Source organism: Kitasatospora sp. NPDC047058, from assembly GCF_040643935.1.
In the GTDB taxonomy this organism is placed as follows: domain Bacteria; phylum Actinomycetota; class Actinomycetes; order Streptomycetales; family Streptomycetaceae; genus Kitasatospora.
Genome location: NZ_JBEYVJ010000031.1, coordinates 19113 through 43119 on the forward strand (window position 1 = coordinate 19113; position 24007 = coordinate 43119).

Here is a 24007-nt window from a genome sequence, read left to right on the forward strand (position 1 = left end):
TTCGTGGCGTCCCATCGTCGTCCCAAGCCTGCCGGCCGCGCCAAGGTCTCGATCCTGACCGGCGTCGCCGCCGCCGCCGTCGCACTCTCCGCGCAGTCCGGCGCCCACGCCGACCCGACGCCGACCAAGGACCAGGTCAAGGAGCAGGTCGACCAGCTCAACGAGCAGGCCGAGCAGGCGACCGAGAAGTACAACGGCGCCCAGGCCAAGCAGCAGGAGCTGCAGAAGCAGGTCGGCGAGCTCCAGGACAAGGTGGCCCGCCAGCAGGCCGCGGTGACGGACGCCCAGGGCGGCCTCGCCGAGATCGCCGGCGAGCAGTACCGCAACGGCGGCATATCGCCGACCGTCCAGCTGATGCTCTCGTCCACCCCGGACAACTTCCTGAACCAGGCCGGTGCGCTCACCCAGGCCGGCAGCACCCAGTCCGGCGCGCTGAAGGACCTCCAGGAACAGCAGCGCAAGCTCGACCAGGACCGCAACGAGGCCCAGGCCAAGCTCGGCGAGCTGGAGACCACCACCCAGCAGCTGAAGGCCTCCAAGGAGGAGATCCAGGGCAAGCTGGCCAAGGCGCAGGACCTGCTCAACACGCTGACCGAGCAGGAGCGCCAGGCGATGCGCGCGGCCGAGGAGAAAGCCGCCGCCGAGGCGAAGGCGAAGGCCGACGCCGCCGCCAAGGCCGCGGCCACCGCGAAGGCGGACGCCGACCGCGCCTCCCGCGACACCAGCCGCACCGACCTCGGCGCCCCGCAGGCGGCCGCCCCCGCCCCCAAGCCGGCCGCCGCCGGCAGCTCGCGCGGTGCCGCCGCGCTGTCCATCGCCGCCGGCAAGGTCGGCAGCCCGTACGTCTACGGCGCCGCGGGCCCGAACTCCTTCGACTGCTCCGGCCTGATGGTCTGGGCGTTCAACCAGGCGGGCGTGTCGCTGCCGCGCACCTCGCAGGAGCAGGCCGGTGCCGGCACCCGGATCGGCTCGGACCTCTCCCAGGCCCAGCCCGGCGACCTGCTGATCTTCTACAGCGACGCCCACCACGTGGGGATCTACGCGGGCAACGGCCAGGTACTGCACGCTCCCAAGCCGGGTGCCTCGGTCCGCTACGAGGCCGTCTCCAACATGCCGCTGGCCTCCATCGTGCGGGTCTGATCCCGCTCGGGCGCTCACGGGCCCGGTCTCCCTCGCGGGAGGCCGGGCCTGCGGCTTTTCCGGTGGCTCGGGCTGATGCCCGATTAGGGGTCAAATATTCGGGTTGGGAGGGGTTTGGACTCGCTCGCCCGGACTCGCTAACGTCTGCCACCGGACTCCCGCTGGAGAGCCGCCCGGTCCCGGTGCGGCGGCGGGGCCGGGCCGCAGGATTGGAGCCGCCGCCGCATGGCCGTGCACCGCCGTTCCCCGCTGTCAGGAGCGCACGCCCTCGCCCGTGCGCTGGTGCTCACCGCGGCGGCCACCACCGTCCTGGGCATGGCGGCCGGCGGCACCGCCCAGGCCGCGCCCGGCGCACCCGACGCGCCGTCGAACCGCAAGGACGTCAAGGCCCGGGTCGAGCAGCTCTACGACGAGGCCGAGCAGGCCTCGGAGCAGTACAACGCGGCGCTCGACGCCCAGCAGCGGCTGCAGCACGAGACCGGCGCCCTCCAGCAGCAGGTCGCCGTCGCCCAGGACGAGCTGAACCAGCTGCGCGGCGACCTCGCCACCGTGGCCGGCGCCGAGTACCGGAGCGGCGGCCTGGCCCGGACCGCCCAGCTGATGCTCTCCTCCGACCCCGAGGGCTACCTCTCCAAGGCCCGCTCCCAGGACCAGGCGGCCGAGCGGCAGAACGAGACCCTGCACGAGGTGGTGGCCCACCAGCGCCGGCTCGACCAGCGCCGGGCCGAGACCGCCGCCAAACTCACCGAGCTGGACCGGACCCGCCGCGCGCTCGCCGAGAGCAAGCAGCAGATCCAGCAGCGGCTGGCCGAGGCGCAGAAGCTGCTCAACAGCCTGGACGCCGGCGAGCGGGCCCGGATGGCCGCGCAGGACGCCCGCGAGGCCGAGCAGCGCGTCACCCGCGGCACCGACCGGCTCGACCTGGGCAGCACCCCGGCCGCCTCCGAGCGCGGCGCCGCCGCCCTGGCCGCCGCGGTGCGGATGATCGGCGCGCCCTACGTGTACGGATCCACCGGGCCCCGCGCGTTCGACTGCTCGGGTCTGATGTACTGGAGCTGGCGGCAGGCGGGAGTGACCCTGCCGCGCACCTCGCAGGCCCAGGCGCACGCCGGTCAGCGGGTCGGCCTCTCCGACGCACGACCGGGAGACCTGGTGATCTTCTACCGGGACATGCACCACGTCGGCATGTACGCCGGCGGCGGGGTGATCGTGCACGCCCCCTACCCGGGCGCCAAGGTGCGGTACGAGAGCGTCAACGCCATGCCCGTCACGGGGGTGATCCGGCTCTGAGCCGGTCCGGGCCGATCCCGCCCCCCGCCGACGCCAGGGCCCGCGGCTGCGTGCTGTCCCGGCGCGGCGCGCTGCTGCTCGCCGCCGGCGGGCTGGCCCAGCTCTCGCTGCCCGGCGCCGCGCCCACCGCGTCCGCCGGGGCGGTGGCGGACCACCGGGCCGAGGTGGCCGCCCTGCTGGCCGCGCGGGCCCGGGCCCTGGCCGCCGGGCCGCCAGCCCTGCCGCTGGCCGAGGCCGGCTACCGGAACCTCGTGCTCGGCCCCGGCGCCGGACCCGACCGGCTCACCGCCACCGCCGAGCTGGTGGTCCAGGTGGCCGGCTGCGACGCGTACCCCGTGGTCCACCCGCGCCGGCTGCTGCTGCGGCGCACCGACGGGGGCTGGCAGGTCGAGCGGGAGGAGAGCGCGGGCGGCCCGCCGCCGCTGTGGGACCTCGGCACGGTCACGGCCGTGCGCGGCGACCACTGCCTGGTGCTCGGCCTGGCCGGCGGGCCGGACCTCGCGGGGCTCGCCGCCGCCGCGGACCGGGCCGTCCCGGCGGTGGGCGCGGTCTGGGGAGAGCGCTGGGCCGGCCGGCTGCTGCTCCAACTGCCCGCGACCGAGCAGCAGTTCGCCCGCCTGCTGGAGGCCGACCCGGCCGGCTGGACCGGCATGGCGGCGGTCACCACCGCGGCGCCCGGCGCGCCCTGGCACACCCCGGCCGACCGGGTGCTGATCAACCCCGAGGCGTTCGGCGGGCTCAGCGACTTCGGCCGCCAGGTGGTCGTCACCCACGAGGCGGTGCACGTGGCGACCCGGGCCGACACCCGGGCCTGGACGCCGCTCTGGCTCTCCGAGGGCGTCGCCGACTGGACCGGCTACCGCGGCTCCGGCCGGTCGCCGAAGCAGATCGCGCCCGAGCTGGCCCGCGACGTCGCCGCCGGCCGGCTGCCCTCGGCGCTGCCCGCGGACCAGGCCTTCACCGCCGGCGCGGGCGGCATCGCCCAGGCCTACGAGCAGTCCTGGCTGGCCTGCGAGCTGATCGCGCGCCGCTACGGGCCCGAGCGGCTGGTCGGCCTCTACCGCGCGGTGGCGGCGACCGGGCCTGGGGAGGACCGGGAGCAGCGGCTGGACGGCGTTCTCCGGGCCGAACTGGGCCTCGGGCTGGGCGAGTTCACCGGCCTCTGGCTGGACGAGGTCCGACGGCTGAAGGGCTGAGCCGGGTCGTGCCCGGGCAGCAGCGGCCGGTCACGCCGCAACGGGCGCGGGTCAGGCGCCGGCGGTGCTCAGCGGCGTTCGCTGGGCGCGGCCGGGCGCTCGATGCCGTCCAGCAGGTCCTGCTCGTACGCGATGCCCGGCCGCACCGAGTACGCGGCGGCGGGCACCGGCTCCGGGCGGGCCAGCACCACGGTGGCCGGCAGCGGGGCGTCGCCGCGGGTGGAACGCCAGAGCCGGAAGCAGGAGAGCCCGGTGGCGGCGAGCAGCAGCAGGTTGCGCAGGGCCAGCACGGTGATCGCGGTCGGGTCGCTGCCGACCACCTCGCTGAACATCAGCGGGAACTCCACCAGGGTCAGCGGCGTCGCGGCGAGGATCAGCAGGGCCACCGGCCGCTGGCTGCTGCCGCGCACGGTCAGGCAGACCGCCGCGACGCCGACCAGCCAGACCAGGTACTGCGGGCTGATCACCCGGCTGGTCACGGTGAAGACCAGCAGGGCGGCGAGCGCCGCGTCGTACATGGTGGCGGCGTTGCGGCGCTTGGCGGTGAAGCGCCACACCAGCAGCCAGCCGAAGCCCAGCAGGGTGCCGGCCATCATCACCTTGGTGATCACGGGCACCCACGGCCCGAGCATCTCCACCGAGCCGTAGTTCATCATGACCTTGCCGTCCCAGGCCCCGGCGATCCGGGCGAAGTGCAGCGGCAGCGCGCCGACCGACTCCACCTCGATGCCGCGGTCCTTCTGGAACGTCAGGAACTCGAACGCGCCGTTCATCCCGGCCGCGAGCAGGAAGCCGACCGAGACGCAGGCGGCGGCCGCGGACGTCCAGGAGCGGCGGGTGCGCCGGCCGGACGGCGTGCCCATGAGGCCGAGCAGCGGCCAGACCTTGATGATCCCGCCCAGGCCGAGCAGCATCCCGCCGATCGCCGGGCGCCGGACCAGCGCCAGCAGGCCGGCCACCGCGACCGCGGTGACGATCACGTCGTAGCGGTTGTAGATCATCGGGCCGAGCAGCGGGACGCCGGCCACCCAGACCCAGGCGCCGGTCAGCGCCCGGCCCTTGCGCAGCCCGGTCCGCACCAGCAGGGCCATCGCGACGGCGTCCGCGACCCCGCAGATCACCCAGAACGAGACCAGGTACGACCAGGGCAGCAGCCCCGGCAGCATGATGACCAGGGCGGCGCCGGGCGGGTACTGCCAGGTGACGTCGTCCAGCGGGAAGGTGCCGGTCTGCAGGACGCCGTACCAGCCGTGGTAGATCAGCCAGACGTCGGTGGTGATGTCCCCGCCGGGCATCCGCAGCACGCCGGTCACCAGCAGCACCAGCAGCGCCCGGGTGGCCAGCCAGGCCGCGCCGAGGGCGCAGACCGCTCCGGCGCGCCCGGAGGGGCGGCCGGCGGCCTGGACGGGCTCCTGGCGGACGGCCAGCGCCGTGCCGGGGCCGTCGGCGCCGCTGGGGGTACCGGACTCGGTGGCCGGGGCCAACTCCACTGCGCTCCCTCGTTCGTCTCGGACGTCCCACCGGAGGCGTCGCGCGACGGACGCCCGGGCGGTCGGTGGCGGGCGCTGCGCCGTCGTCCGGGCTGGCCCCACCGGCTGCCTAGGTACTAGGACAGACCCGGGGGTGAAACGGTTGCCGTGCGCGGATCCGTTCCCGGCGGGTCATGGTGTTGACCTATCGTACGGATCACCCAGCGGTACACCGAGCACCCCCCGACCGAGCGAGCCGTGGCCTGATGCACAAGACCTTGATCGTCACCAACGACTTCCCGCCGCGACCCGGCGGTATCCAGGCCTTCGTGCACAACATGGCCGTCCGTCAGCCCGCAGGGAGCGTCGTGGTCTACGCCTCGACCTGGCGGGACGGCAGCGAGGTGGCCCGCTTCGACGCCGAGCAGCCGTTCCCGGTGATCCGGGACCGCACGAAGGTGATGGTTCCCACACCGCGGGTGACCCGGCGGGCCGCCGAGATCCTGAGGGCGGAGCGGTGCGACGCGGTCTGGTTCGGCGCGGCCGCCCCGCTCGGGCTGATGGCACCGGCCCTGCGCCGGGCCGGGGCCGGCCGGCTGCTCGGCATGACCCACGGGCACGAGGCCGCCTGGGCCCAGCTCCCGGCGGCCCGGCAGCTGCTGCGCCGGATCGGCGCGGGCACCGACGTCCTCACCTACCTGGGCGAGTACACCCGCTCGCGGATCGCCGACGCGGTCGGTCCGGCGGCGGCCGCGCGGATGGTGCAGCTGCCGCCGGGGGTGGACGAGCGGACCTTCCACCCGGACTCGGGCGGTGCCGCCGTGCGCGAGCGGCTCGGCCTGGCCGGCCGGCCGGTGGTGGTCTGCGTCTCCCGGCTGGTGCCGCGCAAGGGCCAGGACACCCTGATCGAGGCGATGCCGCAGATCCTCGCGGACGTGCCGGACGCCGTGCTGCTGATCGTCGGCGGCGGCCCGTACCGGGCGGACCTGGAGAAGCTGGCCGACGCCCGCGGCGTGCGCGCCTCGGTCCGGTTCACCGGCTCGGTGCCGTGGGAGGAGCTGCCCGCGCACTACGGCGCCGGCGACGTCTTCGCGATGCCCTGCCGCACCCGCCGGGGCGGGCTGGACGTGGAGGGCCTGGGGATCGTTTACCTGGAGGCCTCGGCGACCGGTCTGCCGGTGGTCGCCGGGGACTCCGGCGGTGCGCCGGACGCCGTGCTGGAGGGGGAGACCGGCTACGTGGTGCCGGGCGGCTCGCCCGCGGCGGCGGCCGAGCGGATCGTCCGGCTGCTGAACGACGAGGAGCTGCGCCGGCGGATGGGCGAGGCCGGCCGTCGCTGGGTGGACCGCTCCTGGCGGTGGGACCTGCTGGCCGGCCGGCTGACCGCGCTGCTGGCGGGCTGAGCGCACGCCGGAACGGGAACCCCGCCCGGCGGGGTCCCCGTTCTCGTGGCCGGTCGGCGTCGGCGGCCGGTCAGCGCCGGTAGATGGCCTCGACGTCGGCCGCGAAGTCCTTCAGCACGACGTTGCGCTTGAGCTTGAGCGAGGGCGTCAGGTGCCCGCTCTCCTCGGAGAAGACGGTGTCGAGCAGGCGGAACTTCTTGACCGCCTCGGCGTGCGAGACGGCCGCGTTGCCGTCGTCCACGGCGGTCTGGAGGGCGGCCAGCAGGTCCGGGTCGTCACGCAGCTCGGCGACCGTGGCGGTGGCCGGCTTGCCGTTCAGCTCCTTCCACTTGGGGAAGAAGTCCTCGTCCACGGTGACCAGGCAGCCGATGAACGGCTTGCGGTCGCCGACCACCATCACCTCGCCGACCAGCGCGTGCGCCCGGATCCGGTCCTCGATCACGGCCGGGGCGACGTTCTTGCCGCCCGCGGTGACGATGATCTCCTTCTTCCGGCCGGTGATGGTGAGGTAGCCCTCGGAGTCCAGCGAGCCGATGTCGCCGGTGGCGAACCAGCCGTCCTGGAGGGCGTCCGCGGTGGCCTGCGGGTTGTTCCAGTAGCCGGTGAAGATCTGCGGGCCCTTGAGCAGCACCTCGCCGTCCTCGGCGATCCGGACGGCGGAGCCGGGCAGCGGCTGGCCGACCGTGCCGATCTTCGGCTTGTCGTGCGGGTTGAAGGCGGTGGCCGCACAGGTCTCGGTCAGGCCGTAGCCCTCCAGGACGGTGAAGCCGATGCCCCGGTAGAAGTGGCCGAGCCGCTCGCCGAGCGGGGCGCCGCCGGAGATGGCGTGGGTGGCCCGGCCGCCGAGCGCGGCGCGCAGCTTGCTGTAGACCAGCTTGTCGAAGACGGCGTGCTTGATCCGCAGGACGAACCCGGCGCCGCCGGCGTCCAGCGCCCGGCTGTACGCGATGGCGGTCTCCGCGGCCTTGTCGAAGATCTTGCCCTTGCCGTCGGCCTGGGCCTTCGCGCGGGCGGTGTTGTAGACCTTCTCGAAGACTCTGGGCACGCCCAGGATCAGCGTCGGGCGGAACGACGCGAGCTCGGCCGTGACGTCCTTGATGTCCGAGACGTGGCCGAGCTTGATGGGGGCGATCGCGGCGGCGATCTCGGCGATCCGGCCGAGGACGTGCGCGAGCGGGAGGAACAGCAGGACGGAGCCCTCGCCGGTCCGGAACAGCGGCTCCATGCGGGCCGTCACGTTGCCGAGCTCGGCCAGGAAGTTGGCGTGGGTGAGCTGACAGCCCTTCGGGCGGCCGGTGGTGCCCGAGGTGTAGACGATCGTGGCGACCGCGTCGGAGTCCGCGACCGAGCGGCGCTCGGCCACGGTCGCGTCGGTGACGTCCCGGCCGGCCTCGGCCAGCGCGGCCACCCCGCCGGCCTCGAACTGCCAGGTGTGCTTCAGCTCCGGCAGCCGGTCACGGACCTCCGCGACCACCTTGGCGTGCTGGTCGGTCTCGGTGAGGACGGCGACCGCGCCGGAGTCGCCGAGGATCCACTCGACCTGCTCGGCGGAGGAGGTCTCGTACACCGGCACGGTGATCGCGCCGGCCGTCCAGATCGCGAAGTCCAGCAGCGTCCACTCGTAACGGGTGCGGGACATGATGCCCACCCGGTCGCCGGGGGCGATGCCCGCGGCGATCAGCCCCTTGGCCGCGGCGTGCACCTCGACCAGGAACTGGGCGGCCGTCAACTCCTGCCACCGGCCGTCCACCTTGCGGCTGAGCACCGCGACGTCCGGGTGCTTCTCGGCGTTCTGGTGCACGAGGTCGGAGAGGTTACCGCCGCTCGGTACCTGGTAGAGGGCCGGAAGGCTGAAGTCGAGCAAGACTGCTCCTCGTTCGCGACGCTGCGGGACGGCAGGACGTTACTGCCCGGTAGGCAGCTTCGGCCAGGGGGTCGGCTCCGGTGTTCGAAGTGTCACACCTTTACCCGTCCGACCAGGCCGTGACCGGGTCGTTCGAATGGCACCCTACGGCAGCCCCGGGGTGACCGGCCGGTAGGCCGCCGTGCTCCGCATCCGGCCCGCATCCGGCCGGGTCGCGGCAGACCCCGCCCCGGACCGGCGCGGCCCCCGGGCGCGATAGCCTGCTCCGGGCGCACCCGACCGAGCAGCTCGGCCGGGCCGGCAGCAAGGGACGACGCGGAGGGCCATTCCATGGCGGAGCACACCAGGTCGAGCATCACCATCGACGCGACCCCGGCGCAGGTCATGGCCGTGATCGCCGACTTCGCCGCGTACCCGGCCTGGACCGGCGAGGTCAAGGAGATCGAGGTGCTGGAGACCGCCGGGAACGGCCGCGCCGCCCAGGTGCGCCTGCTCCTCGACGCCGGCGCCATCCGCGACGAGCACGTCCTCGCCTACACCTGGGACGACGACCGCGAGGTCAGCTGGACGCTGGTGCGCAGCCAGATGCTCCGCTCGCTGGACGGCTCCTACGCGCTCGCCCCGCTCGACGGCGGCCGGACCGAGGTCACCTACCAGCTCGCCGTCGACGTCAAGATCCCGATGCTCGGCATGATCAAGCGCAAGGCCGAGAAGGTCATCATCGACCGGGCACTGGCCGGGCTGAAGAAGCGCGTCGAAGGCTGACGCACGGAAATACGGGGGCAGCACGGCATGACGGCCACGCGCACCATCCTGGTCAGCGGCGACGCGGCGGCGCCCACGGTGGCCGCCGCCACCGCGCTGCACGCCGCCCGGCAGGGCCGCCGCACCCTGCTGCTGGCCGCCGACGACCCGCACCGGGCGCTGGACACCGCCCTCGGCGTCCGGCTGGAGCCCGAACCCGCCGGGTACGCGCCCGGGCTGACCGTGGCCCGGACCGACGAGCAGGCCGCCTTCCGGCACGCCCTCGGCGAGATCGGCGGCCGGCTCAAGCCCGCCCTCGACCTGCTCGGTGCCGACCCGCTCGACCCCGAGGAGCTCACCGCCCTCCCCGGCACCGCCCGGCTCGCCCTGCTGCGCGCCCTGCCCGCCGCCGACGCCGACGTCCTGGTGGTGCTCGCCCCGCCGCCCGCCGAGCTGATCGGCACGCTCGCGCTGCCCGAGCAGCTGGAGCGCTACCTCGCCCGGCTCGTCCCCGAGCAGCGCCAGGCCGCCCGGGCGCTGCGCCCGCTGCTGGCCGGGCTGGCCGGGGTCCCGATGCCCGCCGACTGGCTGTACGAGGCCCGGAGCAAGGCGGCCGGTGCGCTCGCCGAGGCGCGGGCCGCGCTCACCGCACCCGGCACCAGCGTCCGCCTGGTCGTCGCCGCCGACGGCCACCCGTACGAGGAGCTGCGCCGGATCCGCGCCGGGCTGGCCCTGCACGGGCACCGGCCGGACGCCGTGGTCGTCCACGGCGCGCTGCCGGAGGGCGCGGCCGGTTCGCCCGACCCCTGGCTGGCCGGGTTCGCCCGCCGCCGGGAGGAGGAGCTGGCCGCCCTCGCCGCCGCGAGCGACGTCCCGGTGCTGGTCACCGGCCCGGCCGAGACCACCCTCGAAGCCGTCGCGGACCGCCTCTACGGCGACGGGCCCGGCCCGGAGCCGCTCCCGTCCGGGCCGTGGCCGGTCGAGGACCGGCTCGCCGAGGAGGGCCTGCTGGTCTGGCACCTCGCGCTGCCCGGCGCCGACCGGGCCGACCTGGACCTGGTCCGCCGCGGGGACGAGCTGGTGGTCGGCCTCGGCGCCCACCGCCGGGTGCTCACCCTGCCCTCGGCGCTGCGCCGCTGCACCGTCGCGGGCGCGGGGCTGCACGACGGGGTGCTCGCCGTCCGTTTCGCGCCGGACCCGGCGCTCTGGCCGCGCGGCTGAGCCTCCTCCCCGCCGTGGCGGCCGGGCCTCCGGCCGCCGTCCGGCGCTCGGGCCCTCCGTTTCTCCAGGCCCTCCGTTTCGCCGGACTTCCCGGGCCGCGGGCTCCGGGTGCTCGTGCCGTCCGGGCTCCCGGCCGCCGGGTTTTCGGGTCTTCCGGCCCGGCCGGGACGCGGGGCCGGTCCGGTAGCGTCGGGGGGCAGTGGCCGCAGGCGCGGCCGGAGCCGAGGAGACGCGCGCGATGACCACTGCCGACGACCGCACCGAGCAGGCCGACGGCCACCCGTTCGGCCCGGAGCTGGGCCCGCTGGTGGACGAGGTGCGCCGGTTCGCCACCGTCGTCGGCCAGAAGGCGCAGGAGGCGAGCGCCGAGACCCTCATCTCGCTGGCCGGCCTCACCGACCGCCTGCGCGAGCAGCAGCCCGACGTCTACCGGCACCTGGCCGCCGCGGGCAGCGGGCTGGCCGCCGCCGGAGGCGAGCTGCTGGCCGCCTACCGGGCCGCCGTGGCCGGCCACGAGCACCGCTGGACCGCCGGCGGGAGCGCCCGCAGCGAGCGCATCGACCTCGACGGAGCTGACGGACCGTCCGACAAGCAGTGAAGACCTGATCCCGAACGGGTGACCGCCTGAGTGCGTGCTGCGACGGAGCGAGTAAGAATGTACGACTTTTGAATGAGCTCGGCGAGCTTGGCCGCAAATTGTCTTCGGTTAATGTATGCGACGGTGTGTACGGGGGCCAGGGTTGGACGGTACGGTTCCGTCCAGCGGGAACGAGTGAATAGCTGAGGGACACATGGCTCTGACCATCGGCGTCGACGTCGGCGGGACCAAGATCGCGGCAGGCGTGGTCAACGAGGCGGGCGAGATCCTGGCCAGGACCAGGGTGCCCACCCCGGCCGACCCGCAGTGGGCGGTCGACGCCATCGCGCAGGCCGTGCGCGAGCTCAAGGAGCAGTACCCCGACGTGGCCGCGGCCGGTGTCGGCGCCCCCGGCTTCGTCGACCGGGACCGCTCCACGGTGATCTTCGCCCCCAACATCGACTGGGAGGAGGAGCCGCTGCGCACCCGGATCGAGGAGCTCACCGGCCTCGACACCGTGGTCGAGAACGACGCCAACTGCGCCGCCTGGGCCGAGTTCCGCTTCGGCGCGGCCGCCGGGCACGACGACATGGTGCTGATCACCGTCGGCACCGGCATCGGCGGCGGCATCGTCCTGGACGGCCGGCTGCACCGCGGCCGGTTCGGCGTGGCCGGCGAGATCGGCCACCTCAACATGGTCCCGGACGGCCTGGCCTGCGGCTGCGGCGGCAAGGGCTGCTGGGAGCAGTACGGCTCCGGCCGGGCGCTGCGCCGGTACGGCCGGGAGAAGGCCGCCGCTGACCCGATCCACGGCAAGCGGATGCTGGACCTCAACGACGGCGTCGCCGAGACCATCCGCGGCATCCACATCACCCAGGCCGCCGAGGAGGGCGACCCGCTCGCCCTGGAGTGCTACGCCGAGCTGGCCGACTGGCTGGGCCGCGGCATGGCCGACCTCGCCGCGCTGTTCGACCCGGGCGTCTTCGTGCTCGGCGGCGGCGTCTCCGACTCCGGCCGGCTGCTGCTCGACCCGGTCGCCAAGGCCTTCGGGCACTACCTGACCGGCGGGGTGCACCGTCCGCGCGCCGAGGTGGTGCTCGCCTCGATGGGCTCCGCCGCCGGCATCGCCGGCGCCGCCGACCTGGCCCGCACCCTCTGACCCCACCCGCATGCGCCCGCCGACGGCGGCGGTGCGGCCGGACGCCCCCCCGGGGCCCGGCCGTGCCGTCGCCGTCGCCGTGTTCCCCGCCGTGTTCCCGCGCCGTGGCTCCTGCCGTGCGGGGCGGCCCCGTTGCCGTACGGTCGTCCCCAGACGCCCCGGGGAGGACCAGCATGACGAGCGACCCGACGACCGCGGCTCCGGCCGAACTGCCGCGGCCCGGGCCGGGACGGCTGCGGCTGCTGGGCTACAACGTCCGCTCGCTGCGCGACGACCGGCGGGCCCTGGTCCGGGTGATCCGGGCCTGCGCCCCGGACGTGGTCTGCATCCAGGAGTCGCCGCGCTACTGGCGGCCGCAGGGGCAAGCGGCCTGGCTCGCCCGGCAGACCGGCACCGTGGTCCTGGCCGGCGGCGGCCGGGCCGCGGCGGGGCCGCTGCTGCTCGGCCGGCCCGGGGTGGAGCTGCTCGCCGTCCACGACCGGCTGCTGCCCAAGACCCGTGGCCTGCACGCCCGCGGCTTCGCCGGCGCGCTGCTCCGGGTGGCCGGCTCGGTGCCCTTCTCCGTCACCAGCTGCCACCTGAGCCTGGACCCGCAGGAGCGCTACGGTCAGTTCGAGCTGCTGCTCGACCAGCTGCGGATCGCCGAACTCGGCGTCGTCGCAGGCGACTTCAACGAGCACCCGGACGGGCCCGGCTGGCGGCTGCTGGCCGGGCGGCTGCAGGACGGGTACCGGACGGCGCCCTGGGGCGGCGAGTTCACGTCCGTGCCGGAAAACCCCTACCAGCGGATCGACGCCGTCTTCGCCACCCCCGGCGTGCGCGTCCTCGCCTGCGGGGTCCCGCACGGCCTGCCCGGCGTCACGGGGGCCGACCTGCGGGCCGCCACCGACCACCTGCCGGTGCTCGCCGTCCTGGAGCTCCCGACCGGCTGACCGGCCGGACCGCGAGGCCGGCGAACCGCCGGACCGCCGGGCGCGGGCCCGCGGTCAGACGACCGCGCCGCCGTGCGGGTCCTCGGGCTCGTCGTCGTCGCGCTCCCGCATCCGGGCCACCAGGGTGACGAAACCGCCCAGGAAGGCGGTCACCCCGACCCAGGCCGGCCAGCCGGAGACCTCGCGCCAGACCAGCGCGTCGACGAGCAGCAGGGCGGGGCCGCCGAGCACGGCCAGCCAGGCGAACTTGGCGGTGACGTCCGCGGCCGGCAGCGGGGGCGGCTCCGGCGGGACGAAGTGCCCCTCGTCGGTCGCCTCCTCCAGCTCGAAGTCGCGCGGGCCGGAGCCGGCCGCCGGCATCACCGGCCGGGTGGAGCGGGGGCGGGGCTGCGGCGCCAGTTCGGAGAGGTCGTCCGGGTCGGCACGGTGCCCGGAGCCGTCCTTGAAGCCGCCCTTCAGCTCGCCGCGGGCCCGGAGGTTCTCGATCTCCGGCCAGTTCGGGTTGTTGAGGTCGACGGGGTCGTCGAACTGGGCGACCAGCGCGGCGAAGATCTCGTCCTGCTCGGCCTGGCTGCGTTCGGGCGCGCGCCGCACCCGCGGCGGCTCCGCGGCGCCGGCCTCCGCGCCGCTGCCGCCCCCGGCGGTGCCGTCCGTCCCGGCGCCCCCGCCCTTGGCGGCGTCCCCGGCTCCGGGGGCCTCGGCCTTCGTGTTCTCCGCGTCCTCGCGGGGCGCTTCGTCCTCGCCGCCCGCCGTGCTGCTCTCGTGCACTTCCGGCCCTTCAGCCTTGGTGATCGTCGGATTCGACCCGAGTGACGCCCGCCGCGTGCGCGGGAGCCAGCCGTCGGATGAAGTCCAGACTGGCCGCGAATATTTCCGCCGCGTCGTGGTCCAGCGTCGCGACGTGGTAGCTGCGCTGGCAAAGCCGCTCCGTCACGTCGGTCGAGGATATCCGGGCCAGCACCAGTTCAGAGTTGGCCGGGGAGACGACGTGGTCCTGCGGGCTGTGGAAGAGCAGCACCGGCTGGGTCACCTCCGGCAGCCGGCCCTGGACCTCCTTCCACAGCCGGGACAGCGACCAGGCGGCGTGCAGCGGCGTCCGGTCGTAACCGAGCTCGGCCGCGCCGGGCTTGGCGATGTCGTCGGCGATCCCGGGCAGGCTCGGCACGAGGTGACGCAGCACCGGAAGCAGCACACTCGCGGGGTTGTCGGAACGCACCGACGGGTTGACCAGCACCAGTCCGGACACCGCCGGCCCGTGCACGGCGGCCAGCCGCAGGGCCAGCGCGGAACCCATCGACAGTGCGCAGACGAAGACCTGCTCGCACTCCGCGGAGAGCGCGAGCAACTCCCGCTCGACCTCCGCGTACCAGTCCTCCCAGCGGGTCGGCTGCATGTCCTGCCAGCGGGTGCCGTGGCCGGGCAGCAGCGGCAGCGCGACCGTGAACCCGGCCGCCGCCAGCTCCTCGGCCCACGGCCGCAGCGACTGCGGCGAGCCGGTGAAACCGTGGCAGAGCAGGACACCCACCGGCCCGCCCTGGTGGTGGTACGGCTCGGCACCGGGCAGCAGCGGCATGGCGGGCTCCTTCGCGGGCGGGAACGCTGTGGAGGAAGAGGGCGCCGGGCCCCACGGGGATGACCGGGGGCGCGCGGGTCGGGGAGCTGCGGAAACCGCATCGTCCCACGGCCCGCCCGCCCCGTACACCCCTGCCGGGGCACCCCGGCAGGGCGGGGCGGGGCGCGGGCGGGGGCCGCGGGGCATTAGGATCGTCCGGTCCGCATAACAGGAGGCCCGGGTTGTTCTACCGACTGATGAAGATGATCGTCGCGCCACTGCTTCGGATCTTCTTCCGGCCGTGGATCGAGGGTGAGGAGAACATCCCCGCCGAGGGTGCCGCGATCATCGCGAGCAACCACCTCTCCTTCTCGGACTCCTTCTTCTTCCCCGCGCTGATCAGGCGCCGGGTGACCTTCATCGCCAAGGCCGAGTACTTCAACACGCCCGGCGTGAAGGGCAAGCTGACGGCCGCCTTCTTCAAGGGCGTCGGCCAGCTGCCGGTGGACCGCTCGGGCGTGCGCGGCGCCGGCGAGGCGGCGATCCGCTCCGCCATCGCGGTGCTGGACCGCGGCGAGCTGTTCGGCGTCTACCCGGAGGGCACCCGGTCGCCCGACGGCAAGCTGTACCGCGGCAAGGTCGGCGGCCTGGCCCGCGTCGCCCTGGCCACCGGTGCGCCGGTGATCCCGGTCGCGATGATCGACACCGAGAAGGTGCAGCCGCCCGGCCAGGTGATCCCCAACTTCGGCATCCGCCCGGGCATCCGGATCGGCCGGCCGCTGGACTTCTCCCGCTACCACGGCATGGAGAACGACCGCTTCATCCTCCGTTCGGTGACGGACGAGGTGATGTACGAGATCATGCGGCTCTCCGGCCAGGAGTACGTGGACATCTACGCGACCGCCGCCAAGCGGCAGATCGCCGACGACAAGAAGCGCGCCGACGCCGAGCGCAAGGCGGTGCAGAAGGCCGAGCAGGCCGCCGCCAAGGCCGAGAAGGCCGAGGCGGAGAAGGCCCAGAAGGCGGCGGAGAAGGCGGCCGAGCAGTCCGGCGAGAAGCCGGGCGAGCAGGAGCAGTAGGAGAGCGGGTCGCACCGGGCCCGCCGGGGGAGGGCAGGGACGATGACGGACGGCAGCAGAGCCGGCGCGGTCGGCGGGGCCGTCGCGGCCGGCGGGATGTCCGTCGAACTGCCGCTCTGGCGCGCCATCTCGATCTTCCGCGTGCTGGCGCTCGGTTACGCGGTGCTGCGCTACTTCAACTCGTACATGGGGTTCCTGCACCCCGTCGCCGGGTGGATCTTCCTGGGCGCGCTGACGCTCTGGACCCTGGCGAGCACCCGCGCCTTCGCCGGGCCGCAGCGCTGCACCTGGTACGTGCTCGGCACCGACCTCACGCTCGCCGTCACCGGCATCGTGATGAGCGGCCAGACCGACGACCCGGCCCGGATCAGCCACGGCGCGCCCACCCTGCCCACCATCTGGGCGGCCGGCACCGTGCTCGGCTTCGCCGGCAAGGGCGGCTGGCGCTGGGCGGCGTCGGCCGGTTCGGTGATCGGGGTGGCCAACATCCTCGGCCACGGCGGCCCGACCGGCGACAACATCCACAACATCGTGCTGCTGATGATGGCCGGCTGCGCTATCGGCTACGTGATCGAGCTGGCCCGGGCCAGCGAGGCGACGCTCACCCGGGCGCTCCAGGTGGAGGCCGCCACCCGGGAGCGCGAGCGGCTCTCCCGGGACATCCACGACGGCGTGCTCCAGGTGCTCGCGCTGGTCCAGCGCCGGGGCGGCGAGCAGGTCGCCGGCCGGGACGCCGACTTCGCCGAGCTGGGCCGGCTGGCCGGCGAGCAGGAACGCGCACTGCGGGCCCTGATGAGCGGCGGCCCGCTGCCGGCCCAGCGCGCGCCGCAGGAACCGCAGGACCTCCGCACCCTGCTCGGCCCGTACGCCGACGAGCGGATCACGCTCTCCGCCCCCGGCACCCCGGTGCTGCTCCCCGCCCCGGCCGCCGGCGAGCTGGCCGCCGCCGTCGGCGCCGCGGTGGACAACGTCCGCAAGCACGCCGGCCCGGAGGCCCGCGCCTGGATCCTGGTCGAGGACGAGCCGGAGGCCGTCACGGTCAGCGTCCGCGACGACGGCCCGGGCTTCGCCCCCGGCCGGCTCGGCGAGGCGGAGCAGGCCGGCCGGCTGGGCGTCTCCCAGTCGATCCGCGGCCGGCTGCTGGACCTCGGCGGCACGGCCGAGCTGTACTCGGCGCCCGGGGAGGGCGTCGAGGTCGAACTCCGCGTTCCGAGGAAGGGCTCCGATGACCGACCAGCCGACCACTGAGCAGCCGGCCACTGAGCAGCCGGCCACCGGCCGGGCGACCACCGGACAGCCGGCGGTGCGGGTCATGGTCGTGGACGACCACCCGATGTGGCGCGACGCCGTCTCGCGTGACCTCGCCGAGGCCGGACTGGAGGTGGTGGCCACCGCCGGCGACGGCGAGGAGGCGGTCCGCCGGGCCCGGGCCTGCTCCCCGCAGGTGGTGGTGCTGGACCTCAACCTGCCCGCCCTGTCCGGCGCCGAGGCCTGCCGCCGGATCGTCGCCCAGGACCCGTCGGTGCGGGTCCTGGTGCTCTCCGCGAGCGGCGAGCACGCGGACGTGCTGGAGGCGGTGAAGTCCGGCGCGACCGGGTACCTGGTGAAGTCGGCCGGCCGGGACGAGCTGCTGGACGCGGTGCGCCGCACCGCCGTCGGCGACGCCGTCTTCACCCCGGGCCTGGCCGGCCTGGTGCTCGGCGAGTTCCGCCGGCTGGCCGCCGAGCCGGCCGCCCCGACCGCCCCCGCCGTCCCGCAGCTGACCGCCCGGGAGACCGAGGTGCTGCGGCTGGTCGCCAAGGGCCTGTCCTACCGGCAGATCGCCGACCGGCTGGTGCTCTCCCATCGCACGGTGCAGAACCACGTCCAGAACACCCTCGGCAAGCTCCAGCTGCACAACCGGGTCGAGCTGGTCCGGTACGCGATCGAGCAGGGCCTGGACGACGAGATCTGAGCGGGGGCGGGCCGCCCGGCCCGCCCCCGCCCTCCGCCCTCCGCGCGGCCGGGGGGCTCAGCCGCGGAGCGCCGCGGCCTCCCGGAGCAGCCCGGCGACGATGTCCACGCCGTCCCGGGTGAGCACCGACTCCGGGTGGAACTGCAGCCCGGCGAAGCCCGGCCCGCGCAGCGCGTGGACGTCGCCGGTCAGCGGGTCGCGGGCGATCTCGACGCCCTCGGCGGCGAGCCGGGCGGCGTCCGGGTCCGAGCAGCGCGCGGTGAACGTGTTGTAGAAGCCGACCGTGCGGCGGGTGCCGAACAGGTCGATCGTCTCCTGCGCCCCCTGGAACGGGACGGCCTTGCGGGCCAGCGGCAGCCCGAGCACGCCCGAGAGCAGCTGGTGACTGAGGCAGACGGCGAGCAGCGGCGCGGTCCGCGCGCCGGAGCGGACGGCGGCCAGCGCATCGGCGACGACCGGGCGGAGCACCGCCATCTTGGCGTCGTCGGCGGCGGCCGGGTCGCCCGGGCCGGGGCCGAGCACCAGCGGCCCGCGGTGGGCGGCGACCCGCTCGCGCAGGCCGGGCTCGTCGAACCGGGCCACCGTGACCCGGTGGCCGAGCGAGGTCAGCAGGTGGGCGAGCATCGAGGTGAAGGTGTCCTCGCCGTCCACCACCAGGGCCGGCTCGGTCCGGGTGACCACGGCCGGCTCCTGCATCCGCAGCCAGAACGGCGCGAGGCCGGCCCGCCGGGCGTCCAGGGCCGCCTGGACCCGGTGGTCGTCGGCGAGCCGCGGGCCGGAGCGGTGCGGCAGCCGGGCCGGGGCCGGGCGGGCGCCGATCGCGGTGAGCACCCCGGCGGCCTTGGCGTGCGTCTCGGCGACCTCGGACTCCGGGTCGGAGTGCCGGACCAGCGTCGCGCCGACCCGGACGACCAGCCGGCCGGTGGCCGGGTCGATGTCGGCGGTGCGGATGCAGATCGGGGAGTCCAGAAGCTGGCCGCCGCTGGCCGAGCGGCCGATCAGGGCGAGCGCGCCGGCGTAGTAGCCGCGCCCGCCGCGCTCGTACCGCCTGATCACCCGGGTGGCGTTCTGCACCGGGCTGCCGGTGACGGTGGCGGCGAACATCGTCTCCTTGAGCACCTCGCGGACGTCCAGCGAGGTGCGCCCGCGCAGCTCGTACTCGGTGTGCGCGAGGTGGGACATCTCCTTGAGGCGCGGGCCGAGCACCTGGCCGCCGAGGTCGCCGACGGTGCACATCATCTTGAGTTCCTCGTCGACCACCATGGTGAGCTCCTCCAGCTCCTTGGGGTCGTGCAGGAACGCGAGCAGCGAGTCGAGGTCGGCGCCGCCGGCCGGGTAGCGGTAGGTGCCCGAGATCGGGTTCATCACGACCGTCCCGCCGCTCTGCCGGACGTGCACCTCGGGGGAGGCGCCGACGAGGATCCGGTCCCCGGTGTGCACCAGGAAGGTCCAGTAGGCGCCGCGCTCCTGCTCCAGCAGCAGGCGGAAGAGCGACAGGGCGAGCGCCGGGGAGCAGTGTCCGCCGGCGGCCCCGTCGCGGGCCTCCAGGGTGGCGGTGAAGTCGCGCCGGATGACGAAGTTGGCGCCCTCGCCGCGCCCGATCTCGTCCTCGATCACCCGGCGGACGATGCCGGCGTACTCGGCGTCGTCGACGTCGAACGAGCCGCCGGTCAGCGAGAACGGCACCTGCGGCAGTGCGGCGGTGAGTTCGGCCAGCGGGAGGGCGTACTGGCCGGTCACCGAGAGGGCCTGCAGCGGGGTGTCGTCGTCGTGCGCCTCGAAGCCGCGTTCACGGATCTGCCGGAAGGGCACCAGCGCGAGCAGGTCGTGCACCGGGCCGTCGGCCGGGACGCCCGCGCGGACCGGCAGGTCGGCCAGTCGTTCGTAGCTGCCGACCGTCCCCAGCAGGACCTCGACGGTGTCCGGGGCGAGTCGGGGGGTGCGGCGGTGCAGCAGGGCGAAGGCCGGGGCGTCCGGGCCGGTCAGTCGGGCGAGCAGGTCGGCGGCGGTGGTCACGGTGGCGGCTTCCTTCCGGTGGATGCGGGGGGCGGTTCTGGGGTTCCGCTCCCGGGAGGGCCGTCTGCCGATACGCCGACGGCCGCCCCGAGGGGCGGCCGTCGTGTTCGTCTAGGAACGCGCGATCTGTGGGCCACCCGAGGGGTCGGCCCACCACCAGGAGTAGGTGTGCGGCGCGTTCATGCGACGAGCGTAGCGGATCCGGCGGACCGGGTGAGGCCGGTCACGCGATTGTCCGCGTCGTGTCTCACCCATCGGGCAGTGGTCACAAATCGGTTGTCGCACCCCGTAGCCTTGGCCCTGTGACCGTGACAAATCCCCACCCCTGGCAGTCCCTGCCCGCGGCGCAGCAGCCTGAATGGCCGGACCACGAGGCTCTGCGCAAGACCCTTGCGGAGCTCGCCTCCTATCCGCCGCTCGTCTTCGCCGGCGAGTGCGACCAGCTGCGCGCCCGGCTCGGTGCCGTGGCGCGTGGTGAGGCGTTCCTGCTGCAGGGCGGTGACTGTGCCGAGGCCTTCGACGGCGTTTCGGCCGAGCACATCCGCAACAAGCTGAAGACCCTGCTGCAGATGGCGGCCGTGCTGACGTACGCGGCCTCCGTCCCCGTGGTGAAGGTCGGCCGGATCGCCGGGCAGTACTCCAAGCCGCGGTCCAAGTCGACCGAGACGCGGGACGGCGTCACCCTTCCGGTCTACCGGGGCGACTCGGTGAACGGGTTCGACTTCACCCCCGAGTCCCGCATCCCGGACCCGGAGCGCCTGAAGCGGATGTACAACGCGTCCGCCGCGACCCTGAACCTGGTCCGTGCGTTCACCACCGGTGGGTACGCGGACCTGCGCCAGGTGCACGCCTGGAACCAGGACTTCGTGCGTAACTCGCCGGCCGGCCAGCGCTACGAGCAGCTCGCCCGCGAGATCGACAACGCGCTGGCGTTCATGAACGCCTGTGGCGTGGCGCCGGAGGAGTTCAGGACGGTCGAGTTCTTCTCCTCGCACGAGGCGCTGATCCTCGACTACGAGACCGCGCTGACCCGCGTGGACTCGCGCACCGGCGACCTGTACGACGTCTCCGGCCACATGGTCTGGATCGGCGAGCGCACCCGCCAGCTGGACCACGCGCACATCGAGTTCGCCTCCCGGATCCGCAACCCGATCGGGGTGAAGCTCGGCCCGACCACCACGGTCGACGAGGCGCTCACCCTGATCGAGAAGCTGGACCCGGAGCGCGAGCCCGGCCGGCTCACCTTCATCACCCGGATGGGCGCGGGCAAGGTCCGCGACCACCTGCCGACCCTGGTGGAGAAGGTCACCGCCTCCGGTGCGCAGCCGGTCTGGATCTGCGACCCGATGCACGGCAACACCTTCGAGGCGTCGAGCGGGCACAAGACCCGCCGCTTCGACGACGTGCTGGACGAGGTCAAGGGCTTCTTCGAGGTGCACCGCGCGCTCGGCACCCACCCGGGCGGCATCCACGTGGAGCTGACCGGCGACGACGTCACCGAGTGCGTCGGCGGCGGCGACGAGGTGCTGGTCGACGACCTGCACCAGCGCTACGAGACGGCCTGCGACCCGCGGCTCAACCGCAGCCAGTCGCTGGACCTGGCGTTCCTGGTGGCCGAGATGTACCGCGGCGGCCACTGAGCGGAACCGAGTGTGAGATAAGCCTCTCCGGCCCCGGGACATCCGGGGCCGGAGAGGCTTTTTCACGCCCGCTCCGCCGGGTAAGGTGAGGCTTAGTGAACTAAGGCAAGCCTTAGTCAAGATCGTTTCACGCCAGTTCCGGCCATTCGGCCCGCACCACCCCGGGAGAGACCGCGATGTACGTGTGCATGTGCCATGCGGTCACCGAGGACCAGGTCAAGAAGGAGATCGACGCGGGTGCCAACTCCCCGCGCCAGATCGCCAAGGGCTGCAAGGCCGGCACCGACTGCGGCTCCTGCGTCCGCCGGATCCAGGCCCTGCTGGGCGAGCACGGTGCCCGGCCCTGTCCGACGGCCCGGCTCGCCGCCCGGCTCGGGCTCGCCGACCCGGAGGCCGCGCCGTCGGAACCGGCCCGCCCCGCGCCGCTGCGCGCGGCCTGAGGCCCCGCGTCCCGGGCGGCCCGGGGCCGTACGGTCCGGGGCTGGGCGGCCCGGGGGCTCAGGACTCCGGCTGCTCGATCAGCTGGGCGAGGTAGAGCGCCTCCCCGAGCTTCTCCAGCAGTTCCAGCTGGGTGTCGAGGTAGTCGATGTGGTGCTCCTCGTCGGCCAGGATGTCCTCGAAGATGTTCGCCGAGGTGACGTCGTTCTTGGCGCGCATGACCACGATCCCGCGCTTGAGCCGGTCGATCGCCTCGACCTCGACCTGGCGGTCCGCCTCGAACATCTCCTTGACGGTCTGGCCGATCCGGACGTGGAAGAGCCGCTGGTAGTTGGGCAGCCCGTCCAGGAAGAGGATCCGGTCGGTGAGCGTCTCGGCGTGCTTCATCTCGTCGAAGGACTCGTGCCGGGTGTACTTGGCGAGCTTCGTCCAGCCGAAGTTCTCCTGCATCTTGGCGTGCAGGAAGTACTGGTTGATGGCGGTCAGCTCGGCGGTGAGCTGCTCGTTGAGGAACTCGATGACCTCTGCGTCGCCCTTCATGGCGCTGCCTTCCTGCTGTGCGTCCTGGGTGTGCGGGAACCGCGGCCGTGCCCTCCGGCTGCACGCATCGTGGCACCGCAATGGGACGGAATTCCAGTAAGTTCACACTCACTAGGACATGTGTCGGAATATCCGATTTGGGCGTCCGTTGGCCCGTACGGGCGGGCGCACTGTGCGGGGAAGGGGCGCGCGCCGGGCGCCGTCCGCCGTCTGTCACCATGGAGCCATGGGTCAGTCCGAACAAGAACCGTCTCCGCCGTCTGACCCGACCCTCCCGCCGGGGCAGCGCACGCAACGCGGCTGGCCCGCCCTGCACTACGGTCCGGTGCCCCGCTTCAAGCCGCTGACCTGGGAGTTCCAGGTGTTCGGCGCCACCGCCTCGGCCGAGAAGCACAGCTGGGACTTCGTCGGCTTCAGCGCCCTGCCGCGCACCACCGTCCGGGCCGACCTGCACTGCGTCACCCGCTTCTCGATGCTCGGCAACGAGTGGACGGGCGTGCCGGCCGCCGAGGTGCTGGCCCGGGTGCCCCCCGCGGCCGGCGTCACCCACGTGATGGTCTGGGCCGAGTACGGCTACAGCGCCAACCTGCGGCTGGCCGACTTCGCCGACCCGCGGACCCTCTTCGCCACCCACCGCAACGGCGAGGCGCTCACCGCCGAGCACGGCTTCCCGGTCCGGCTGGTCGTCCCGCAGCTCTACGCCTGGAAGGGGCCCAAGTGGGTCCGGGCGGTGGAGTACATGCGGGCGGACCGGCGCGGCTTCTGGGAGGAGCGCGGCTACCACAACCTCGGCGACCCCTGGAAGGAACAGCGCTACTCCTACCAGGAGGAGCCGGGCGACGGCCCGCTGCGCTGAGGAACCGGGGGAGGCCGCGGAACCGGGGGGTTCAGGGGATCAGGGGATCAGAGGAAGGGGAAGGTGACCGTCACCACGGTCCGCTGCGGGCGGCGCTCGCCGGCGGCGGGCGACTGGCTGGTGACCTTGCCGTTGCCGAACAGGTTCACGCCGCTGCTCTGCATCGCGAAGCCGGCCGCCTGGAGCGCCTTCGCGGCCTCCTCCTTGGACATCCCGGTCACGTCCGGCACCGGGACCATGCCCTTGCTGACCACCAGCGAGACCGGCGTGTTCTCCGGCAGCTGCTGGCCGGCCGCCGGCGAGCTGCTGATCACCGCGCCCTCCGGCACGGTGTCGTTGTAGGTCTCGGTGACGCCGCCCCGCGCCAGCTGGGCGCCGGCCAGCGCGGCGGCGGCCTGGTCGGCCGGCTTCCCGGCCAGCTCGGGCACGGGGATCCGCTTCGGGCCCCGGGAGACGGTGACGCCGACCCCGTCGCTCTTGCGGGCCCGGGCGCCGACCCCCGGGTCGGTGGAGATCACCTGGCCGGCCGGGACGGTCTCGCTGTACACCTCGGTGAACTTCCCGTGCATGCCCGCACCGTCCAGGATCCGCTGCGCCTCGGCACGGTCCTTGCCGAGCACGCCCGGCACCGTCGTGTACAGCGCGCCGGAGAGCGCGTACGTGGTGCCGCCGACCAGCAGCACCAGAACGGCCACGACGGAGGCCCAGACCAGCGGCTTGCGGGGGATGCGGGCCGCCAGCCGGTTGGGCCGCCGGGTGCGCACCGGCGTCGGCTCGTCGTACGGGCGCGGCTCGGCGAGCAGCTGCTCCATCACCTCCGGCGGGACGTCCAGCACGCTGGTCCGCTCGACCGGTGGCGCGGCGGGTGCGGCGGGTGCGGCCGGTGCGGCCGGTGCCGGGCCCGGCTGGTCGGCGGCCCCGGCGGCGGCCGCGGGCC

The 24007-nt window shown here is 74.4% G+C and carries 22 protein-coding genes; 15 read left to right on the top strand and 7 right to left on the bottom strand.

Annotated elements, in window-relative coordinates; all coding sequences use genetic code 11:
- Window positions 1–3 precede the first annotated feature (3 nt).
- From ABZ885_RS07405 to ABZ885_RS07415, 3 genes are all read left to right on the top strand, one after another.
- Window positions 4–1140 (top strand): NlpC/P60 family protein, encoded by a 1137-nt coding sequence (locus ABZ885_RS07405; RefSeq protein ID WP_360184438.1) that lies wholly within the window; start codon window positions 4–6, stop codon window positions 1138–1140.
- A gap of 225 nt (window positions 1141–1365) precedes the next feature.
- The gene (locus tag ABZ885_RS07410; protein ID WP_360184441.1) at window positions 1366–2430 is read left to right on the top strand and encodes an NlpC/P60 family protein; all 1065 of its coding nucleotides are present in this window, start codon (window positions 1366–1368) and stop codon (window positions 2428–2430) included.
- A gap of 50 nt (window positions 2431–2480) precedes the next feature.
- Window positions 2481–3626, top strand: a complete 1146-nt coding sequence (locus tag ABZ885_RS07415; protein WP_360184443.1) for a hypothetical protein — start codon at window positions 2481–2483, stop codon at window positions 3624–3626.
- Between the two features lie 68 nt (window positions 3627–3694).
- Here the strand turns inward: ABZ885_RS07415 and ABZ885_RS07420 are convergent, their stop codons facing one another.
- Entirely contained in the window at window positions 3695–5116 is a 1422-nt protein-coding gene (locus tag ABZ885_RS07420) for a glycosyltransferase family 87 protein (protein WP_360184446.1), read from the bottom strand.
- Between the two features lie 245 nt (window positions 5117–5361).
- On the opposite strand from ABZ885_RS07420, the gene ABZ885_RS07425 reads away from it, so the two are divergent.
- Window positions 5362–6498 (top strand): glycosyltransferase family 4 protein, encoded by a 1137-nt coding sequence (locus ABZ885_RS07425; RefSeq protein ID WP_360184448.1) that lies wholly within the window; start codon window positions 5362–5364, stop codon window positions 6496–6498.
- A gap of 70 nt (window positions 6499–6568) precedes the next feature.
- Here the strand turns inward: ABZ885_RS07425 and ABZ885_RS07430 are convergent, their stop codons facing one another.
- Window positions 6569–8362: a long-chain fatty acid--CoA ligase gene (locus ABZ885_RS07430; RefSeq protein WP_360184451.1), complete on the bottom strand. Its 1794-nt coding sequence runs from the start codon at window positions 8360–8362 to the stop codon at window positions 6569–6571.
- Between the two features lie 330 nt (window positions 8363–8692).
- On the opposite strand from ABZ885_RS07430, the gene ABZ885_RS07435 reads away from it, so the two are divergent.
- The 5 genes from ABZ885_RS07435 to ABZ885_RS07455 all read left to right on the top strand — a co-directional run bounded on the left by ABZ885_RS07435 (window position 8693) and on the right by ABZ885_RS07455 (window position 12995).
- The gene (locus ABZ885_RS07435) at window positions 8693–9127 is read left to right on the top strand and encodes an SRPBCC family protein (RefSeq protein ID WP_360184454.1); all 435 of its coding nucleotides are present in this window, start codon (window positions 8693–8695) and stop codon (window positions 9125–9127) included.
- Between the two features lie 27 nt (window positions 9128–9154).
- Window positions 9155–10327: an ArsA-related P-loop ATPase gene (locus ABZ885_RS07440; RefSeq protein ID WP_360184456.1), complete on the top strand. Its 1173-nt coding sequence runs from the start codon at window positions 9155–9157 to the stop codon at window positions 10325–10327.
- A 238-nt stretch (window positions 10328–10565) separates the two neighbouring features.
- On the top strand, window positions 10566–10925 hold the full coding sequence (locus tag ABZ885_RS07445; protein ID WP_360184459.1) for a DUF5304 family protein: 360 nt from the start codon (window positions 10566–10568) through the stop codon (window positions 10923–10925).
- A gap of 193 nt (window positions 10926–11118) precedes the next feature.
- Window positions 11119–12063 carry an ROK family glucokinase gene (locus tag ABZ885_RS07450; RefSeq protein WP_360184462.1) on the top strand — a complete coding sequence of 315 codons (945 nt, stop codon included), beginning with the start codon at window positions 11119–11121 and terminating at the stop codon, window positions 12061–12063.
- A 173-nt stretch (window positions 12064–12236) separates the two neighbouring features.
- Window positions 12237–12995, top strand: a complete 759-nt coding sequence (locus tag ABZ885_RS07455) for an endonuclease/exonuclease/phosphatase family protein (RefSeq protein ID WP_360184464.1) — start codon at window positions 12237–12239, stop codon at window positions 12993–12995.
- Between the two features lie 54 nt (window positions 12996–13049).
- Here ABZ885_RS07455 and ABZ885_RS07460 read toward each other — a convergent pair whose 3' ends face one another.
- Complete coding sequence (locus ABZ885_RS07460; protein WP_360184498.1) at window positions 13050–13589, bottom strand: hypothetical protein; 540 nt, start codon at window positions 13587–13589, stop codon at window positions 13050–13052.
- 184 nt (window positions 13590–13773) lie between these two features.
- Window positions 13774–14568 (bottom strand): alpha/beta fold hydrolase, encoded by a 795-nt coding sequence (locus tag ABZ885_RS07465; RefSeq protein ID WP_360184467.1) that lies wholly within the window; start codon window positions 14566–14568, stop codon window positions 13774–13776.
- 221 nt (window positions 14569–14789) lie between these two features.
- Between ABZ885_RS07465 and ABZ885_RS07470 the strand changes: the two genes are divergently transcribed.
- The 3 genes from ABZ885_RS07470 to ABZ885_RS07480 all read left to right on the top strand — a co-directional run bounded on the left by ABZ885_RS07470 (window position 14790) and on the right by ABZ885_RS07480 (window position 17580).
- On the top strand, window positions 14790–15626 hold the full coding sequence (locus tag ABZ885_RS07470; RefSeq protein WP_360184470.1) for a lysophospholipid acyltransferase family protein: 837 nt from the start codon (window positions 14790–14792) through the stop codon (window positions 15624–15626).
- Between the two features lie 42 nt (window positions 15627–15668).
- Window positions 15669–16874 carry a DUF5931 domain-containing protein gene (locus ABZ885_RS07475; protein ID WP_360184473.1) on the top strand — a complete coding sequence of 402 codons (1206 nt, stop codon included), beginning with the start codon at window positions 15669–15671 and terminating at the stop codon, window positions 16872–16874.
- 64 nt (window positions 16875–16938) lie between these two features.
- Window positions 16939–17580, top strand: coding sequence for a response regulator transcription factor (locus tag ABZ885_RS07480; RefSeq protein WP_360184501.1), 642 nt, complete (start codon window positions 16939–16941; stop codon window positions 17578–17580).
- A 57-nt stretch (window positions 17581–17637) separates the two neighbouring features.
- Here the strand turns inward: ABZ885_RS07480 and ABZ885_RS07485 are convergent, their stop codons facing one another.
- Window positions 17638–19596 carry an anthranilate synthase family protein gene (locus ABZ885_RS07485; protein ID WP_360184475.1) on the bottom strand — a complete coding sequence of 653 codons (1959 nt, stop codon included), beginning with the start codon at window positions 19594–19596 and terminating at the stop codon, window positions 17638–17640.
- Between the two features lie 302 nt (window positions 19597–19898).
- On the opposite strand from ABZ885_RS07485, the gene ABZ885_RS07490 reads away from it, so the two are divergent.
- Window positions 19899–21236: a class II 3-deoxy-7-phosphoheptulonate synthase gene (locus ABZ885_RS07490; RefSeq protein ID WP_360184478.1), complete on the top strand. Its 1338-nt coding sequence runs from the start codon at window positions 19899–19901 to the stop codon at window positions 21234–21236.
- A 176-nt stretch (window positions 21237–21412) separates the two neighbouring features.
- Window positions 21413–21676: a (2Fe-2S)-binding protein gene (locus ABZ885_RS07495; protein ID WP_360184480.1), complete on the top strand. Its 264-nt coding sequence runs from the start codon at window positions 21413–21415 to the stop codon at window positions 21674–21676.
- Window positions 21677–21734: 58 nt separating this feature from the next.
- On the opposite strand, the gene bfr is transcribed toward ABZ885_RS07495, so the two are convergent.
- Entirely contained in the window at window positions 21735–22214 is a 480-nt protein-coding gene (gene bfr / locus ABZ885_RS07500) for a bacterioferritin (protein ID WP_360184482.1), read from the bottom strand.
- A gap of 226 nt (window positions 22215–22440) precedes the next feature.
- On the opposite strand from bfr, the gene ABZ885_RS07505 reads away from it, so the two are divergent.
- Window positions 22441–23070 carry a sulfite oxidase-like oxidoreductase gene (locus tag ABZ885_RS07505; protein WP_360184486.1) on the top strand — a complete coding sequence of 210 codons (630 nt, stop codon included), beginning with the start codon at window positions 22441–22443 and terminating at the stop codon, window positions 23068–23070.
- Between the two features lie 47 nt (window positions 23071–23117).
- Here the strand turns inward: ABZ885_RS07505 and ABZ885_RS07510 are convergent.
- On the bottom strand, window positions 23118–24007 hold an 890-nt coding region (locus ABZ885_RS07510), incomplete at its 5' end, for a PASTA domain-containing protein (protein ID WP_360184489.1).

What these genes read in the sequence shown, in the direction of transcription:
- ABZ885_RS07465 (WP_360184467.1), bottom strand. Translation starts at nt 14,568, where the DNA reads ATGCCGCTGCTGCCCGGTGCCGAGCCGTACCACCACCAGGGCGGGCCG.
- ABZ885_RS07440 (WP_360184456.1), top strand. Translation starts at nt 9,155, where the DNA reads ATGACGGCCACGCGCACCATCCTGGTCAGCGGCGACGCGGCGGCGCCC.
- ABZ885_RS07410 (WP_360184441.1), top strand. Translation starts at nt 1,366, where the DNA reads ATGGCCGTGCACCGCCGTTCCCCGCTGTCAGGAGCGCACGCCCTCGCC.
- ABZ885_RS07495 (WP_360184480.1), top strand. Translation starts at nt 21,413, where the DNA reads ATGTACGTGTGCATGTGCCATGCGGTCACCGAGGACCAGGTCAAGAAG.
- ABZ885_RS07475 (WP_360184473.1), top strand. Translation starts at nt 15,669, where the DNA reads ATGACGGACGGCAGCAGAGCCGGCGCGGTCGGCGGGGCCGTCGCGGCC.
- ABZ885_RS07505 (WP_360184486.1), top strand. Translation starts at nt 22,441, where the DNA reads ATGGGTCAGTCCGAACAAGAACCGTCTCCGCCGTCTGACCCGACCCTC.
- ABZ885_RS07450 (WP_360184462.1), top strand. Translation starts at nt 11,119, where the DNA reads ATGGCTCTGACCATCGGCGTCGACGTCGGCGGGACCAAGATCGCGGCA.
- ABZ885_RS07425 (WP_360184448.1), top strand. Translation starts at nt 5,362, where the DNA reads ATGCACAAGACCTTGATCGTCACCAACGACTTCCCGCCGCGACCCGGC.
- bfr (WP_360184482.1), bottom strand. Translation starts at nt 22,214, where the DNA reads ATGAAGGGCGACGCAGAGGTCATCGAGTTCCTCAACGAGCAGCTCACC.
- ABZ885_RS07445 (WP_360184459.1), top strand. Translation starts at nt 10,566, where the DNA reads ATGACCACTGCCGACGACCGCACCGAGCAGGCCGACGGCCACCCGTTC.
- ABZ885_RS07455 (WP_360184464.1), top strand. Translation starts at nt 12,237, where the DNA reads ATGACGAGCGACCCGACGACCGCGGCTCCGGCCGAACTGCCGCGGCCC.
- ABZ885_RS07480 (WP_360184501.1), top strand. Translation starts at nt 16,939, where the DNA reads ATGGTCGTGGACGACCACCCGATGTGGCGCGACGCCGTCTCGCGTGAC.
- ABZ885_RS07435 (WP_360184454.1), top strand. Translation starts at nt 8,693, where the DNA reads ATGGCGGAGCACACCAGGTCGAGCATCACCATCGACGCGACCCCGGCG.